This window comes from Prosthecochloris sp. (assembly GCA_015482705.2).
Lineage (GTDB): Bacteria > Bacteroidota > Chlorobiia > Chlorobiales > Chlorobiaceae > Prosthecochloris.
In genome coordinates this window covers 75,295-92,056 of record JADMLA020000038.1, presented here as the reverse complement: position 1 = coordinate 92,056, position 16,762 = coordinate 75,295, and the positions used below count along the sequence as shown (strand labels likewise).

At 47.8% G+C, this 16,762-nt stretch carries 11 protein-coding genes and 1 tRNA gene; 8 read left to right on the top strand and 4 right to left on the bottom strand.

Annotated features, from left to right (window positions below):
- The first annotated feature begins 11 nt into the window (after positions 1 to 11).
- The gene (locus QZ209_RS09265) at positions 12 to 584 is read left to right on the top strand and encodes a nitroreductase family protein (RefSeq protein WP_294347210.1); all 573 of its coding nucleotides are present in this window, start codon (positions 12 to 14) and stop codon (positions 582 to 584) included.
- Here the strand turns inward: QZ209_RS09265 and QZ209_RS09260 are convergent.
- Both QZ209_RS09260 and sucC read right to left on the bottom strand, forming a co-directional pair.
- On the bottom strand, positions 581 to 2,530 hold the full coding sequence (locus QZ209_RS09260) for an ABC-F family ATP-binding cassette domain-containing protein (RefSeq protein WP_294347208.1): 1,950 nt from the start codon (positions 2,528 to 2,530) through the stop codon (positions 581 to 583). The genes QZ209_RS09265 and QZ209_RS09260 overlap by 4 nt on opposite strands.
- Before the next feature lie 732 nt (positions 2,531 to 3,262).
- Positions 3,263 to 4,438: an ADP-forming succinate--CoA ligase subunit beta gene (gene sucC, locus QZ209_RS09255; protein ID WP_294347206.1), complete on the bottom strand. Its 1,176-nt coding sequence runs from the start codon at positions 4,436 to 4,438 to the stop codon at positions 3,263 to 3,265.
- A gap of 111 nt (positions 4,439 to 4,549) precedes the next feature.
- Here sucC and QZ209_RS09250 point away from each other — a divergent pair, with 111 nt between their 5' ends.
- Positions 4,550 to 5,002, top strand: a complete 453-nt coding sequence (locus QZ209_RS09250; protein ID WP_294347204.1) for a nucleoside deaminase — start codon at positions 4,550 to 4,552, stop codon at positions 5,000 to 5,002.
- Between the two features lie 67 nt (positions 5,003 to 5,069).
- On the opposite strand, the gene QZ209_RS09245 is transcribed toward QZ209_RS09250, so the two are convergent.
- Both QZ209_RS09245 and QZ209_RS09240 read right to left on the bottom strand, forming a co-directional pair.
- Positions 5,070 to 6,092 carry a hypothetical protein gene (locus QZ209_RS09245; RefSeq protein WP_294347202.1) on the bottom strand — a complete coding sequence of 341 codons (1,023 nt, stop codon included), beginning with the start codon at positions 6,090 to 6,092 and terminating at the stop codon, positions 5,070 to 5,072.
- A gap of 163 nt (positions 6,093 to 6,255) precedes the next feature.
- Positions 6,256 to 7,521, bottom strand: coding sequence for a nitronate monooxygenase (locus QZ209_RS09240; protein ID WP_294347200.1), 1,266 nt, complete (start codon positions 7,519 to 7,521; stop codon positions 6,256 to 6,258).
- A gap of 296 nt (positions 7,522 to 7,817) precedes the next feature.
- Here QZ209_RS09240 and gpmA point away from each other — a divergent pair, with 296 nt between their 5' ends.
- From gpmA to QZ209_RS09210, 6 genes are all read left to right on the top strand, one after another.
- A complete protein-coding gene (gene gpmA / locus QZ209_RS09235; RefSeq protein ID WP_294347199.1) occupies positions 7,818 to 8,561 on the top strand; it encodes a 2,3-diphosphoglycerate-dependent phosphoglycerate mutase in 744 nt (247 codons plus the stop codon).
- Between the two features lie 109 nt (positions 8,562 to 8,670).
- Positions 8,671 to 13,275: a glutamate synthase large subunit gene (gene gltB, locus QZ209_RS09230; RefSeq protein ID WP_294347198.1), complete on the top strand. Its 4,605-nt coding sequence runs from the start codon at positions 8,671 to 8,673 to the stop codon at positions 13,273 to 13,275.
- Positions 13,276 to 13,318: 43 nt separating this feature from the next.
- Complete coding sequence (locus QZ209_RS09225) at positions 13,319 to 14,794, top strand: glutamate synthase subunit beta (protein WP_294347197.1); 1,476 nt, start codon at positions 13,319 to 13,321, stop codon at positions 14,792 to 14,794.
- A 17-nt stretch (positions 14,795 to 14,811) separates the two neighbouring features.
- Entirely contained in the window at positions 14,812 to 15,081 is a 270-nt protein-coding gene (locus QZ209_RS09220) for a DUF4404 family protein (protein WP_294347196.1), read from the top strand.
- A gap of 14 nt (positions 15,082 to 15,095) precedes the next feature.
- Positions 15,096 to 16,412: an ATP-dependent Clp protease ATP-binding subunit ClpX gene (gene clpX / locus QZ209_RS09215; RefSeq protein ID WP_294347193.1), complete on the top strand. Its 1,317-nt coding sequence runs from the start codon at positions 15,096 to 15,098 to the stop codon at positions 16,410 to 16,412.
- Positions 16,413 to 16,468: 56 nt separating this feature from the next.
- Positions 16,469 to 16,542 (top strand) — tRNA-Val (locus QZ209_RS09210).
- Positions 16,543 to 16,762: the final 220 nt, after the last annotated feature.

Here is a 16,762-nt window from a genome sequence, read left to right as displayed (position 1 = left end):
ACAGGGAAAGAATGAATACGAATGAAACGATCGATACAATTCTCAAGCGCAGAAGTGTCAGGGTATTCAAACCGGATCAGGTGGATAAGGATTCGCTTGAGTTGATTCTCGAGGCCGGTAAATATGCACCTAGTGCAATGAACCAGCAGCCATGGCATTTTACCGTTATCCGTAATCGTGCTCTCCTGGATAAGCTCGATGTATGCTGTAAGACGGTTTTTCTGGAGTCGGATGTTGAAGCGTTGCGTGAGGTGGCCCGTCGTGACGATTTCAGTGTGTTTTATCATGCACCGATCCTTATCGTTGTAACAGGTGATCCCGGCGCGCTTGCGCCTCAGTATGACTGTACGCTTGCCATGCAAAATATGATGCTTGCCGCGGCCTCGATGGACATCGGGTCATGCTGGATGCACTCGATTATGATGTTCCATGCAACCGAAAAAGGAAGGGCTGTATTCAGGGAGCTTGGGATTGTTTTTCCTGAAGGGTACAGTCCATATGCGGCAGCAGTGTTCGGCTACAGTGCGGTTCCCTTACCTGAACCTGAGCCAAGAAAACCTGACAGCGTGACGATTATTGTTTAAGATATCGCCAGTTCCCATTCTTTGTAAAGCTGCTCGATCTCAGTACAAAGTTTCTGGTATCGATCAACGTTTGTTTGTATTTCTTTTTCCGGTTGTGAATAAAAATCCGTTGATCCCATCCTGGTTTCGTATTCCTGTTTTTCTTTTTCGAGCTTGTGGATCTTTTTTTCCAGCGTTTCGGCTTTTACGTTGTTCTGTTTGACTGCAGCTTGTTTTTGCCTGGATGTCGAGGCAGATTTTCTTGTCTCCGGATTGTTCTTCTGCGAGTTACGTCCATGGTTGCGTTCATCTTCCCAGGCTTTTTCCGCTTTTTCAAGGTATTCTCCATAACTTCCAAGATATACCTTGAGAGAGCCGTTTTTAATTTCTATAACCTTGTTGACAAGGCTGTCGAGAAAATAGCGGTCATGGCTGACCAGCATCAGGGTGCCGTCGTAGTTTTCAAGAGCATCGATCAACATTTCCTTGGAACGCATGTCAAGATGATTCGTGGGTTCATCCATGATCAAAAGATTCGATGCCTGAAGCAGAATTTTCGCAAGTGACAATCTTGATTTTTCTCCCCCTGAAAGAACGGCTGTTTTTTTTTCGACACTATCGTTGCTGAAGAGAAAACAACCCAGAATATCTCTGACTTTTCGCTGAGATTGTGCATCGGGAGCGGCATCCATCATTTCTTCGAGAACCGTTTTGTCCGGATTGAGGTTTTCAGTTTGATGTTGGGCGAAATAGTTAAGGGAAACATTGTGCCCGTGAGTCATGTTTCCTTCGTAGTCGAGGTCACCCGAAACGATTCTGCAAAAAGTTGTTTTTCCGGCTCCATTCGAACCGACGATCGCTATCCGATCACCGCGCAGGATTTCAAGATCGACTTCTTTCAAAACCTCCTTTGTGGAACCGTCCGGTTGTAGCCATGATTTCGTGACATGTTCGAGTTTCAGGACTTCTTTACCTGAATGTCGTGCTTTCGGGAAACTGAATGCGATTCTTGACAAATCTTCATCAGGAGCCTGAAGTTCTTCTTCTAGTTTCTGCATCTGGCGTAGTCTGCTTTGCGCCTGCTTGGCTTTTGTCGCCTTGTAGCGGAAGCGGTCCACAAAGGCTTTCAGGTGGGCCATTTTTTTGAGATCGTTTTCATATTTGGCCATCATGAGTTCGAAGCGCTCAGCTTTCTCTTTTTCGTAATAGCTGTAATTACCTTTGTATTCATGTATGGTCCTGAGATAAATTTCAAGCGTTCTGGTTGTGATTTTATCGAGAAAAAAGCGATCGTGAGAAACGATGATGCAACTGTGCTGATAACCGAGCATGTAATTTTCGAGCCATCTCAGGGAATCGATATCGAGGTGGTTGGTTGGTTCATCCAACAAAAGAAGCGTTGGTTTTTGTAACAGCAACTTGGCAATGAGGAGGCGCATCTGCCAGCCGCCGGAAAACTCCCTGACCTTTTTCCGGAATTCCGCTTGGCTGAAACCAAGCCCATCGAGAACTTTTTCAGCTTCGGCTTCCATGGTGTATCCGCCGAGACGTTCGAATTCATGGGAAGCGTCGCTGAACTTTTCAATTAGTCTGTGATAACGTTGGCTTTCGTGGTCCTGATTCGGTGCTGCAAGCTCTTCTTGCAGTTTTTCAATGGAGCTTGAAAGTTCGTTCAGTTTTTTGTTTGCTTGTAGCACATAGTGCAGTGCAGTTTTTTCAAGGTCATTTTCGAAAGAGATTTCCTGGGGAAGATAGCCGATGGTTGTCTCGGATGATCGTATGATCTGGCCGTTCGAAATGATCGAGTGGCCTGTGCCGGTTTCGCTTATGAGACGAAGCAAGGTTGATTTCCCGGTTCCGTTCAGCCCTACCAGGCCCACACGGTCTTTGTTTCCGATACGGAAAGACGCATTGAGCAGAAGATCCTTCGTGCCGGCGCTTAGATTGATATTTCGAGCTTCAAGCATTGTGATGTGTTACAATTGTCGATGTGCAGAAAAAAATAAAATAAACCATGGTCCTATCAACCTGTGTGGAAACATTTTTATTTTTTTTCGAAAAAAAGTGCAAGACTTACAAGAAAAGATCGTCAAATGTATTGAAAGTGCTTGAGTAGGAACAGGTGCTTTTACTATCCGGTTAGGTTAGTGTTGCTGCTTAATGTTCTGCAACAGATCGATGTTTTGATGATAAGGTTACGTATATATTGATATGCTTCGATACCGTGATCCATGTTTTCTGGTGTTTTCTGATCTGTTGTCGAACCCGGTGAAAGAGGCGTGAAAGCGCCTCTAGAGCTGGTCTCCCTCCCATTGTTTCGTTTTTTCTTCAAAAAGATTTTTTTCAAAGCTCGTCTCTTTTTATAAGAAAAAGAAGCTTCCTCAAAAACGTGTCGCCTGTAGTTGAAACCAACAGCGTCGCCACAAAAAAAGTCATTTCGACTCGAGAGAAAGATCATGTTCACCCATGATATGGTATCAAATGTTTCCAAGGTCATGCCGCTTCGTGTAAAACAGGAACAACCATGAACCTCAGGGTAAGACCGGTGAAACAGTCGTTTTGGCTTTCGCGGACCGGGCTGGCGAATGATATTCACGAGGGGTAGCTGAATCTATAACTGATTTCCCTCTCACAATACGGGAGGCTGCCTTTTTGGGGCAGCCTCTCCATTGTTTGAATGATGTGACGAACGTGGAAAGTTATCCGGCAAGCGCTTCGTTCACTTTCTGGGCAGCGTCCCGCAGTCCGTTTGCCGCTATGAGGTTGAGGCCGGATTCATCGAGCATTTTCTGAGCGATTTCGGCATTGGTTCCTTCGAGCCGCACGATGACAGGAAGATTAAGGCCTACTTTTTTTGCGGCTTCTATAACACCGCCAGCAACGCGGTCACAACGTACGATTCCCCCGAAAATATTGACGAGAATGGCTTTGACGTTTTTGTCACTCATAATGATTTTAAACCCTTCTTTCACTGTTTCAGGGCTTGCTCCTCCACCAACGTCGAGGAAGTTGGCAGGCTTTCCGCCAGCAAGCTGAATCATATCCATCGTTGCCATTGCCAAACCGGCTCCATTGACCATGCAGCCGACATTACCGTCGAGACGAACATAATTGAGGTTTGATTTTGATGCTTCTACTTCAAAAGGATCTTCTTCACTGGTGTCCCTGAGTTCAAGAAATTCCTTGTGACGGAAAAGAGCGTTCGAATCGAAGTTGATTTTCGCGTCCAGAGCCAAAACACGGCCTTCCTTTGTAACCACGAGGGGGTTGATCTCTGCCAGAGAAGCGTCGATTGAGGTATACGCTTTGTACAGGGCGGTGATGAACCGTACGGCATTTTTAAAATTTTCACCTTCGAGTCCAAGGAAAAATGCAGCTTGACGAGCCTGGAAACCTTGAATGCCATGGAGCGGATGAATCTGGAGTTTCAACAGTTTTTCAGGAGTTTCTTCCGCAACCTTTTCTATTTCCATCCCACCTTCGGTCGAAACCATCAAAACATTGTTCGAAGTCGCACGGTCGAGAGTAATGCCGACATAAAATTCTCTTTCGATGTTCATTCCTTCTTCTATCAAGAGGCGCTTGACCTCTTTTCCTTCCGGTCCGGTCTGGTGGGTTACCAACGTGGCTCCAAGCATCTGGCGTGAAATGTCGTGAACTTCCTCCGGGGACTTTGCAAGCTTGACTCCACCCGCTTTGCCACGCCCTCCGGCATGAATCTGGGCTTTAACGACGACGACGTCGCTTTCCTGCTCTTCAAACAGCTGTTCTGCTGCCTGTCTTGCTTCATCGGCGGAAAAAGCAACGATATTTTTCGGTACAGAGACTCCGAATTTGCGCAGGATGTCCTTACCTTGATATTCGTGAATATTCATGTTCTTGGATATTTGTTGAAGTGGCACAACAGGAGGGATGCTCCTGAAAATTGGCGAACAAAAACTTTATAATAGTAAAAATAAGCGGTTAGATAAAATTCAATCAGGATAATGGAGCTTTCATATTTCATGGAACAAGCCTTTCGAGAGGCAATCAAGGCATATGAGAAAAAAGAGGTCCCGGTCGGTGCGGCTGTGTTCGACGCGAACGGTCACATTGTGGGAAGAGGTCATAATCAGGTAGAGGAACTTACCGATGCAACCGCCCATGCCGAAATGATCGCTTTGACGTCTGCGATGGCAACTCTTGGCAGTAAATATCTTAACGATTGTACGCTTGCCGTGACGCTCGAACCGTGTCCAATGTGTGCAGGAGCGATTGTCAATGCTAAAGTCGGAAGAGTGGTCTTCGGGGCCTACGATCCGAAAATGGGTGCATGTGGAACAGTCATGAATGTTGTTTCTTCATACGATCTCAATCATCGGCCGGAGGTTTACGGTGGTATTCTCGAGCACAAGGCGCAAAGTCTTCTGCAGGAGTTTTTCCGGGGACTGAGGGAGTAGAGGTTCAAGGGAAAAAGTGAGAAGGCAAAAAGTAGAGGGTGAAAAGGAGGGAATGCAGACTCGGGTTTCAGGGTTTCTCTTTTTCCGACTCGACGTTTTCCCGGATGATGTTTTTTAGCGATTGTGCTACATGAGAAACAATATCCTGTGCCAGATTTCCTCCGGAAGGTGAAGGGCGAACCGTGTCAAGGCTCTCTATCCCGGCATTTTTAACTGCGTTGCTGATGGTTTTTGACAGTATTGGATTGCATTCTTTGACAATCTCTTTGAGCATGAACGTCGCTTCGAAGTTGCTTCGACGTATGATTTCTGCTGTTTCTTCCTTCGAGAAAGACTGACAGTAATGCAGGCTGATGATGCCGGTGAGGCAGGTGAGATAAGTATTGGTGGATCCGGCAAGGAAAAAGTTGAGAAACAGCGGTGTCAGCAGATTGCCTCCTGGCAGAAGCGTAGCGAGGGTGTTGCTGAAAGATGATTGAATAATGGGTTTGATGTGTGACGGTAGTTCTTCCTGATTGAAGTCGGACAGAGGAAGCGATTCATAGGTGAAGCGAAAAAGTGCGATCAGGTCTCTGCCGGAAGGTTTTTTGTGATGAAGCTTGTAGATGCGCCATACAAGCTTGAGGTTGTTCATCAGTGATGTTGACGTGCCGTAAGATGTGTTTTGAGCCAAAGCACCGACAAAAAAGTTTTTAATTGCCAGTTCCTTCGTGGTGTTCAGGGCATCGGTTTCAAGAAGTTTGTGATTGGCCTTGATCCATCGTTCGTCCCTTTCCTTTGTAAATGGGTTCGGATGTTTGGGGTGTGCTGGTTGAGACTTGGCGAGGTGGCGAATATAGGCCCCATAAGATGGCGCTGTTTCATCTTCAGGGAAAACCGGTTTGAGAGAAGGGCTCCAGAGCGCAATGAGAGAAAAAACGAAAATACAGAAGATGACCGCTCCTGCTCCGAAAACAGCATATCCTGCAACAGGATGTAGGCTGCCGACAAGTGCAGCGAAGAAATACAGCTGATTGAAAAGAAAAATCAGAAAAAGCGATAAAGTGAATATCAGCGCTGTCGTCAGCAGGAATCTCAGCTTTCTTTTCATGGCGACCTGATTGAAATGCCGTATGTTTGGTACACTTCAATGTAACAGTTCTTTTATAAATAACCCGCTCGGCTTTATGCAGTGGAGTGGAAGGTGGAGAGAAGACGGTGCTTCAGCAGTGAGCAGAAGGGCCTCTGATGATCGCCTGTTTTCAAGCCAACGGTCAGCTGTTGACTTTTTCTTCGATGGACGGTTTCTGTATGTGGTGGTTCTCGCTGAACAGGTAGTCCTGAAAGACGTCTTCAGCCGAGGGTAACTGCCAGCTTCCGTCCGGCATTTTGTTTGTGGTTTCTTTTAGCCTGTACGTTGTGTCACCACAAGTCCAGCAGTCATATTTCGCCATCCCGGTACACAGACAGGTTTGATCGGTGATTTTCATGCGCTGGCCTTTTTCCTTGAGCTCGAGAGCCTTGTAGTAGGACTCTATGTAACCGCATTTGCCTTTATTGTCAAGCAGGTAACCGAGGCCTTCACAGTTCGGTTTGATCGAATAGTTGAGTACCGGTGAACTTTTGAGCATTCTCATGGGGTAACCGGTAGGAGAAACGGTGTTGACAACAATATCGTCTCGTTCGGTGTTGATGTACTGCTGCTTGACCTCATGCGGGAGGCCTGATTCTTTTGTGATGGTGAACCGCGTTGCCACTTGAACCGCAGAGGCCCCGGCCAGAAAAAATTTGACGGCGTCACCGCCGGTAAAAATCCCTCCTGCGGGTATGACAGGAATGTTCAGATTTTCGCTTTTGAGAAAGTCGAGCACCTCTGTTACGATTGTATAAAGATCGTAGGTTTTCCAGTCTTCAGGCCCGAAACCAAGATGCCCACCGGCAAGAGGACCTTCAACAACGATATAGTCAGGCATGCGTTGCAGCCGGAATGCCCGCTTCAGGAAAATGTTCAAAGCGCGTAACGACGAGATGATAATGCCGATCTTTACATCGTGGAACCGCGGGTGGTCTTTTATAAGATCAAGTGTGCGCAGATTGAGGCCGGCTGCGAGTGTCAATCCGTCTATTCCTGCATCCATGGCAGTGGAAAGCCGTGTTCGAAGCGTTTCGGAAGAATCCCGCATGGTGAGTTTTTCCATGCAGTTCATGAAAATAGCGCCGTTACCGCTTTTTTGAGACACGGTGTGTTCTACATACATTTTCTGTGCTTCGGCAACCTCGCCGAGATCGAAATAGAGATCTGATTTATCGGGGTTGTTAGCGTTGTAACTGTATTTCTTGCGTTTACGAGTCGTATATGAAGTACTGAGTATCTGATCGCAGACATAACAAACTTCAGCATCGGAAATATGGCCAATTCCGCCCAGCTTTTCAGCTGCGAGAGCAAGCTCGGTCGTTGATATGTTTACTCCCATTCCGCCTATAACGATCGGGGTATATTCTTTTTTGCCAAGTTGCAGTCTGAAATTGTCTACTTTCATAATGCGTTGTCAGATCTTTGGCCGGCTTCTCTTTTGTCGGTCTTGTAATACTTGATAATAAACTGGGCCTTTAGGGCCAAAAGAACAAAAGATAGGATATTTCATCATATAAAACCATAAGCTCTTTTTATAATTTTTGTCTTTTATGCATACGGATTGGCCCGCTTGGATAGGGGAGTGAGGTAGGATGTTTGAGAAAAGTATTCAAGATTATTACATTGACATGACTTGGTAGAATAGGGTGGTAATACCCTTCCCTTCAATAAAATCAATGGTCTTACAAGGAGGAGAGTGCCATGATAAAGCTTGTATTGCTTCGCCATGGAGAAAGTGAGTGGAACAGGGAAAACCGTTTCACCGGCTGGTATGATGTTGACTTGAGTGACAAAGGTGAAAAGGAGTCAAGGAGCGCAGGGGAGCTTCTGAAAAAGGAGGGTTTCGTTTTCGATATCGCCTATACTTCGGTTCTCAAGAGGGCGATTCGTACGCTCTGGAACGTGCTTGACGGAATGGATCTGATGTGGATACCGGTTACCAAAGATTGGCGTTTGAATGAGCGCCATTATGGGGCGCTTCAGGGACTGAACAAGGCTGAAACAGCTCAGCAGCATGGAGAAGAGCAGGTGCTGGTCTGGCGTCGAAGTTACGATACACCGCCTCCGCCGCTTGAAAAGACGGATTCTCGTTATCCGGGAAACGATCCTCGATACGCAGCGCTTGCTGAGGATGATGTTCCCTTGACGGAATGTCTCAAAGATACCGTTTCCCGTGTTATGCCGTTTTGGCTTGAAGAAATCGCGCCCGAAATCAAGGCGGGGAAAAAAGTTATTATCGCAGCGCATGGTAACTCGTTGCGTGCCCTGGTTAAATATCTCGACTCAATCTCGGACGAAGATATCGTGGGGCTGAACATTCCTACCGGGGTTCCTCTCGTGTATGAACTCGATGACGATCTGAAACCTTTGAACAGCTACTATCTGGGTGATCAGGATGCACTCCAAAAAGCAATCGACGCGGTAGCGAATCAAGGCAAAGCGTAATCACGAAGGGGTGATGGCTCAGGAATATTCTTTTAAAAAGGTTATATTCCCCAGTTCAAATTTGAGAGCGCTTTTTTAGTAATAATTTAGATTAGAAGTAGCTGGAGATATGAAAGCAAAGCAAGCAGCAGGGCTCTATGACCCACGTTTCGAACATGATGCCTGTGGCGTGGGTTTTGTGGCCAATATAAAAGGTGTACGATCTCATGAGATCGTGCGGCAGGGTTTGGAAGTGCTTGAAAAAATGAAGCATCGCGGTGCTTGCGGATGTGAGAACAATACCGGAGACGGTTCCGGTATTCTTGTACAGATTCCCGATAAGTTTTTAAGAAAGGTCTGCGAGGAGAGAGGGATCGAGCTTCCTTCAGAAGGTGATTATGCCGTTGGAATGGCGTTTATGCCGCCAGATATTTCTCAGCGCAGGGCTATAGAGGATATCTGCCGCCAGATGGTCCAGGCAGAAGGACAAAAGTTTCTCGGCCTCAGAAAAGTGCCGACATGCAACGACTCTCTGGGGAAAACAGCGAAGTCCCAGGAGCCGGTGGTCAAGATGTTTTTTGTCGGTAAAGGAAAAGATATTACCTCGGATGAGGAGTTTGGCAGAAAGCTCTATGTAATACGGCGCAGGATTACCAAAAGGGTCAAGTATACCGCGGGGCTCCTGGGTAGCAATTATTTTTATATAAGCAGTCTTTCTCACCGAACGATAGTGTACAAGGGGATGCTGCTTCCCGAGCAGGTGTCACTTTTTTATCCTGAACTGAACGATTCCGACGTGGAAAGCGCCATAGCCATGGTGCACTCCAGGTTCAGTACCAATACGTTTCCGAGCTGGGACCGTTCACATCCATACCGCTTCCTCAGCCATAACGGAGAAATCAATACCCTTCGAGGGAACATCAACTGGATGAAGGCCAGGGAAAAGATGTTCGAATCCAAGCTGTTTGGCAGCAGTATAGAACATATCAAGCCTGTTATTATGGAGGACGGGAGTGATTCCGCCATCCTCGACAATGTTTTCGAACTCCTGGCGTTAAGTGGCCGTTCTCTGGCTCACGCTGCGATGATGCTCATTCCGGAGCCATGGAACGGCAACGGGGACATGGATGAAGAAAAGAAGGCATTTTACGAATATCACAGTTGTTTGATGGAGCCCTGGGACGGGCCGGCTTCCGTTACTTTTACCGATGGGGTTCAGATCGGAGCTATTCTCGATCGTAATGGATTACGGCCGTCACGCTACTACATCACCAAGGACGATCTGGTTGTCATGGCGTCAGAAGCGGGTGTGCTCGATATTGAGCCCGAAAGGATTCTCAGGAAAGACCGCTTACAGCCAGGCAAAATGTTTCTTGTCGATACGGCTCAGGGACGCATCATTTCCGATGAGGAAATCAAGGAGACAATCGCCAAGGAATTGCCTTATTCGAAATGGCTTGAAAAGCACTTGCTGGAACTCGAGTCTCTTTCCGGCAATGCTGTTGAAAAGCAAGATGAAAACGGGATCGGGCTTCTGGACCATCAGAAGCTATACGGATATACTCAGGAGGATATCGCTCTTCATCTCGTTCCGATGGCAACCAACGGTGTGGAAAGAGTCGGGTCGATGGGGCACGATGTCCCTCTTGCAGCGCTATCGAACAGGCCGAAGCTGCTTTATGATTACTTCAAGCAGCTCTTTGCCCAGGTTACCAATCCTCCGATCGACTCTATCAGGGAGGAGGTCATTACCTCGACGATAGTCATGCTTGGCGCCGAAGGGAACTTGCTCGAACCTACCGAAGAGAACTGTCACAGGCTTAAAATCGATCGTCCTGTGCTGACCGATGAAGAGCTGGACAAGATACGCAGTATAAATCAGCCGGGTTTCAAGGCGGTTACCATCCCTATTTTTTACAAGATCGAGGATGACGGGAAAGGGATTGACAACGCGATGCAGGATATCTGTCGCCAATGCGAACAGGAAATTACTCAGGGTGCCAATCTGATCATTCTTTCCGATAAAGGCGGGGTTGATGAAATACACGCTCCTATTCCAGCATTGCTTGCTGCTTCAGGGGTGCATCATTTTCTGATCAATGCCGGTCTTCGAACGAGAACAGGACTCATTCTCGAATCCGCAGAACCGAGAACGGTGCATCATTGCGCCTTGTTGATTGGGTACGGGGTTGGTGCAATCAATCCTTATTTGGCGATCGAGTCGATTCGAGAGCTTGTTGACAAAGGGCAGATTCCGAATCAGGATGCCGAGACATCCGTGAAAAACTATATCAAAGCCATTGTCAAAGGGGTTGTGAAGACTATGGCGAAAATGGGTATTTCAACGGTTCAGAGCTACAGCGGCGCTCAGATTTTTGAGGCCGTAGGGCTTAACTCACGACTTGTGGACTCATATTTTCCCAGAACTCCTTCCCGGATAGAGGGGATCGGTATCGACTTGATTGCTGAGGAAGTTCGCAAGCGCTATGAAGCGGCTTTTCCACTTTCCGGGAACGATGTCGATCCGGGGCTCGAAAGTGGCGGAGAAAGAAAGTGGCGGCACGACGGAGAGGGGCATCTGTTAAGCCCTGAGGCAATCCATATACTCCAGTATGCCTGTCGGACTGGAGATTACGAAATGTTCAAGAAATATGAGAGTCTGATCGACGAACAGAGCGAAGAGCTCTTTACGCTTCGTGGTCTCATGGATATCAGGTTCGGCAAAACTCCTGTTCCGATTGAAGAGGTGGAACCGGTGGAAGATATTGTCAAGCGGTTCAAAACCGGTGCTATGTCTTATGGCTCCATCAGCAAGGAGGCTCATGAAACATTGGCGATAGCCATGAATCGCCTCGGTGGGAAAAGTAATACTGGAGAAGGCGGTGAGGAAACCGATCGTTTTCTGCTGGAGTCGAATGGTGACTCGAGAATGTCTGCAATCAAGCAGGTTGCTTCCGGACGCTTCGGTGTGACCAGCGAATATCTGACAAATGCGAAGGAGATTCAGATAAAAATGGCTCAGGGGGCGAAACCTGGAGAAGGCGGACAGCTTCCGGGGACCAAGGTTTATCCGTGGATTGCCAAGACTCGTCATTCAACTCCGGGGGTTGGGCTGATTTCTCCTCCTCCGCACCACGACATTTATTCGATCGAGGATCTTGCGCAGCTGATACATGATCTGAAAAACGCCAATCGCAATGCACGCATCAACGTAAAACTTGTTTCGACAGTCGGGGTTGGTACCATCGCTGCAGGGGTGGCGAAAGCTCATGCTGATGTTGTTCTGATCAGCGGTCATGACGGTGGAACAGGGGCCTCTCCTCTTTCCAGCATCATGCATGCAGGAATGCCTTGGGAACTCGGGCTCGCCGAAACACATCAGACCCTTGTACTCAACAATCTCAGAAGCCGTATTATCGTTGAAGCCGATGGCCAGATGAAAACCGCTCGGGATATCGTCATCGCTGCACTGCTCGGGGCTGAAGAATTTGGTTTTGCTACTACGGCTCTTGTCGTTATGGGTTGCATCATGATGCGTGCTTGTCAGGAAGACTCCTGCCCTGTAGGTGTGGCAACCCAAAATCCGGAACTCAGGAAAAACTTTACCGGAAAACCGGAGCACGTCGAGAATTTCATGCGTTTTCTTGCCGAAGGGGTACGCGAATATATGGCGAAAATGGGTGCTCGGACACTCAATGAACTGGTAGGGCGAACTGAAAAGCTCGAGATGAAGAAAGCCATCAGGCATTGGAAAGCGGAAGGGGTCGATCTCTCGAAAATTTTATACAAGGCAGAACCCGGTGAAGAGGGTGAAAGTCTGTATAATACCTGTGAACAGGATCATGAGATAGATGATTCTCTCGACATCAAAACTCTTCTTAAAATTTGTGAACCGGCTATCAAGAGAAAGGAAAAAGTCAACACGACGCTCCCGATTCACAACACCGACCGTGTTGTCGGTACCATTGTCGGAAATGAGGTGACCAAAGCCCATGGGGGGGAAGGGTTGCCCGACGATACGATACACATCAAGTTTTACGGTTCAGCCGGGCAAAGCCTCGGTGCCTTCATTCCAAAAGGAATGACACTCGAGCTTGAAGGTGACGCGAACGATTATCTTGGAAAAGGTTTATCGGGAGGCAGGGTTATTGCCTATCCGCCAAAGCAGTCAACCTTTTCGCCGGAAGAAAACATCATCATCGGTAATGTCGCTTTTTACGGAGCGATATCCGGCGAGGCGTATATTCGCGGAATGGCCGGTGAACGTTTCTGTGTGCGCAACAGCGGTCTCGAAGCAGTTGTAGAAGCCGTCGGTGACCATTGCTGTGAGTATATGACCGGTGGTACCGTTGTTATTCTCGGCACGACAGGAAAGAATTTCGCGGCAGGTATGTCTGGCGGTGTGGCATTTGTGTACGATAACGACGGATCGTTCGAACAGCGATGCAATCATCAGATGGTCGGGCTCTATGAGATTGACGATGAACATGAGTTCGCAAAACTCCGTGCTATGATAGAGCGGCATTATGAATATACCGACAGCTCTCTTGCGGCAGGGATACTCGAGGAATGGCAAGAAGCCAGAAAACGTTTTGTAAAGGTGTATCCGCATGACTACAAACGTGCGATGGAGGCCATGGAGAGCGTCATGAAAGAAGGAATGGCCGGAGATGATGCTATCATGGCCGCATTCGAAAAGAATGTTCACGATCCTGCACGTGTCTCTGGAAACTGAGGTAGGGAAATATAAGGACCCTGTTAAATGAATTAAGTGGTATATGGGTAAAGTAAAAGGATTTTTAGACTATGAGAGGGCGGTCCCCGAAGACAGGCAACCGCTCGAGCGTATAAAGGACTGGGAAGAATTCCACAAGGAAATGCCGGAAGAAGCTCTGCGCGAACAGGGGGCTCGTTGTATGGACTGTGGTACACCGTACTGTCACACCGGTATCATGCTAAACGGGATGACATCGGGATGTCCGATTCATAACCTGATTCCCGAGTGGAACGATCATGTCTACAGAGGATTCTGGCGCGAAGCTTTCGAGCGGCTCATGAAGACCAACAATTTCCCAGAGTTTACCGGGCGAGTTTGTCCTGCACCGTGTGAAGGTTCATGTGTTCTCGGGATCATAGAGCCGCCGGTGACCATCAAGAACATAGAGTGCACCATTATCGAACACGCTTTTGAGCAGGGTTGGGTAAAGCCTTATAAGGTTGCACAGCGGACTGAAAAGCGTGTGGCAATTGTCGGATCGGGTCCGGCCGGCCTTGCCTGTGCAGATCAGCTGAACAGAGCGGGGCACAACGTGACTGTTTTCGAGCGTGACGACAGAATCGGGGGATTGCTCATGTATGGTATTCCGAACATGAAACTCGATAAAGAGAGTGTTGTTCAGCGGCGTATCGACCTCATGGAGGAAGAGGGTGTTAAATTCGTTGTGGGCACTGAGGTTGGTAAAGATTATTCAGCCGAAAAGCTGCTCGAAGAGTTTGATGCAGTCGTCCTCTGTACCGGGGCGACAAAGCCGAGAGATCTCGATGTCGAAGGCCGGAGCAATAAAGGAGTGTATTTTGCAATGGATTATCTTCGTTCAAGCACGAAAGCCGTTCTCGACGGCGATGAGCCGAAGATAAACGCGAAGGATAAAGCTGTTGTTGTCATAGGTGGCGGTGATACCGGGACCGACTGCGTTGCCACGTCGATTCGTCAGGGATGCAAAAGTGTTGTACAGCTCGAAATTATGCCCGAGCCTCCACTGGAGCGTCAGCCGGATAACCCATGGCCCGAATGGCCTAAAACCCTCAAGGTGGACTACGGGCAGGAAGAAGCTGCTGCCATTCAAGGGAATGATCCCCGCCGTTACAGCGTCATGACTCAAAAACTTCTTGGTGATGCCAACGGGCATCTGACCGGGATTGAAGTCTGTCAAGTTGAGTGGGTGGAAAAAGAGGAGCGTTGGATACCCGAACCGGTTTTCGGTACCGAAGAAATTATCCCTGCTGACATGATTCTTCTTGCTATGGGATTTTTAGGGCCGGAAGAGGGGTTATTACAACAGTTGCATGTCGAACAGGGAGAGCGTTCCACTATAAAAGCTGAATATGGAGACTTCAGAACCAGTATGGTAAAGGTTTTTGCTGCCGGTGACGCACGCAGAGGCCAGAGTCTGATTGTATGGGCAATCAATGAAGGCCGGGCTGCGGCTCGTGAGTGTGATCGTTACCTGATGGGGTGTACAAATCTTCCTTGACCATAACTTATTTTTGCATGGAAAAGCAGAGATTACAAGAACTGCTCGCGCAGTTGCACGAAGAACTCGAACAAACAGAAACGGTCGACGAACGCACCGGTGCGGTGCTGACCGATCTTAAAAATGATATCGGTAGACTCGTTCATGAAGAGGTGGTTATAGAAGATGAGCAAGATGGATTGACAGAGCGTCTGGGCAATGCTCTTGAACATTTTGAAGAAGACCATCCCAAACTATCGATAGTAATACAGCACGTTCTTGACAGTTTGGCAAGGATGGGATTTTAAGGGGAGGATTTACCATGTCAAAGGAAAATGACGGGATGAAAGGAAAAAGAAAGACAGGCGGCGGAGGAAACGATGTCGTGGTGTGCTCATTCTGCGGAAGAGGAAGTGATGAAGTGAACAGTATGGTGGCAGGTCCCAATGCTTTTATCTGCGACCGATGCATCATGAGTTCCGTGGAAATTCTTCGTAAGGAGATCAGCGCGATAAAACCGTCAGCACCCGCTGGTGATCAGCCTTTTCAACCACGCTTGATTTCTCCAAAATTCATTATGGAGTCTCTCGGCCAGTACGTTATCGGCCAGGAAAGAGCTAGAAAATCACTGGCTGTAGCGGTGTATAATCACTATAAAAGGATAGAGTCGCAGGAATGGGTGCATGAGGACGATGATGTCGTGATTGAAAAAAGCAACATTCTGCTTATAGGTCCAACAGGAACGGGCAAAACGCTCCTTGCCCAAACCCTTGCGAATCTCCTCGAAGTTCCATTTACCATCGTCGATGCGACATCCCTGACAGAAGCAGGCTATGTTGGAGACGATGTCGAAACGATTCTCGCCCGTTTGCTGCAGGCGTCCGATTTCAATCTCGAAAGAGCTGAGAAAGGTATTATCTATGTCGATGAGATCGACAAGATTGCCCGAAAATCAGCCAATGTTTCCATCACCCGTGATGTATCCGGAGAAGGTGTACAGCAGGCACTGTTGAAAATTCTCGAAGGAGCGGTTGTCGGGGTGCCACCGAGAGGCGGCAGAAAACATCCCGAGCAACAGCTCATCAACGTGAATACGAAAAATATTCTTTTTATCTGCGGCGGTGCCTTTGAAGGCCTCGACAAGATCATTGGCCGCAGGGTTGCAAAAGCCTCTATCGGGTTCGGAACGAAAGTCAAGGCACAGCAGCTCGAATCCGATCCTGAAATTCTCAAAGAGGTGTCTCAGGACGATATGCATGAATACGGCCTGATACCTGAATTCATCGGTCGTCTGCCTGTTATTTCCACACTCGACCCACTTGACGAGAAAGCGCTTCGCAACATACTTGTCGAACCGAAAAATGCGCTTGTCAAGCAGTACAGAAAACTGTTTGAAATGGAGGAGTGTGAACTGGTTTTTGAGGACAATGCACTTGACAAGGTCGTGGAAATAGCGATAGAAAGAGGAACCGGTGCGAGAGCCTTGCGTTCCGTACTGGAAGGCATCATGATCGACATCATGTTCGAGCTGCCATCGATGAACGGTGTGCGGAAGTGCGTGATCACCGAGTCGGTGATTACCGGAGAGGGTGAACCTGAATTTTATTTCGAAGACGGCAAAAAGAAAAAAATCGCCTGATTTCGGCAATTGTAGCTTTGCATTTCACGGATGAAATGATATATTATTTGCCCTTCGGGTGATTAGCTCAGTTGGTTAGAGCGCTACCTTGACATGGTAGAGGTCAGAGGTTCGACTCCTCTATCACCCACCCGCAAATATATGCATGAAAGCACGGCCTTCACGTGCTTTTTTGTGTTTGTGATTGGCTTTTATAGCTTATATACCCCGCTTTGATCCTGCCGTTATTGACAAAGAACTCTTCGGAATATTCCATAACAAGACGGTTTATCGCTGACAGTGTGGAAGGCAACTGGGAGTTACGACTAATGCAGTAAGCTTCATGCTTAAGAAGAACTGAAAACATTATT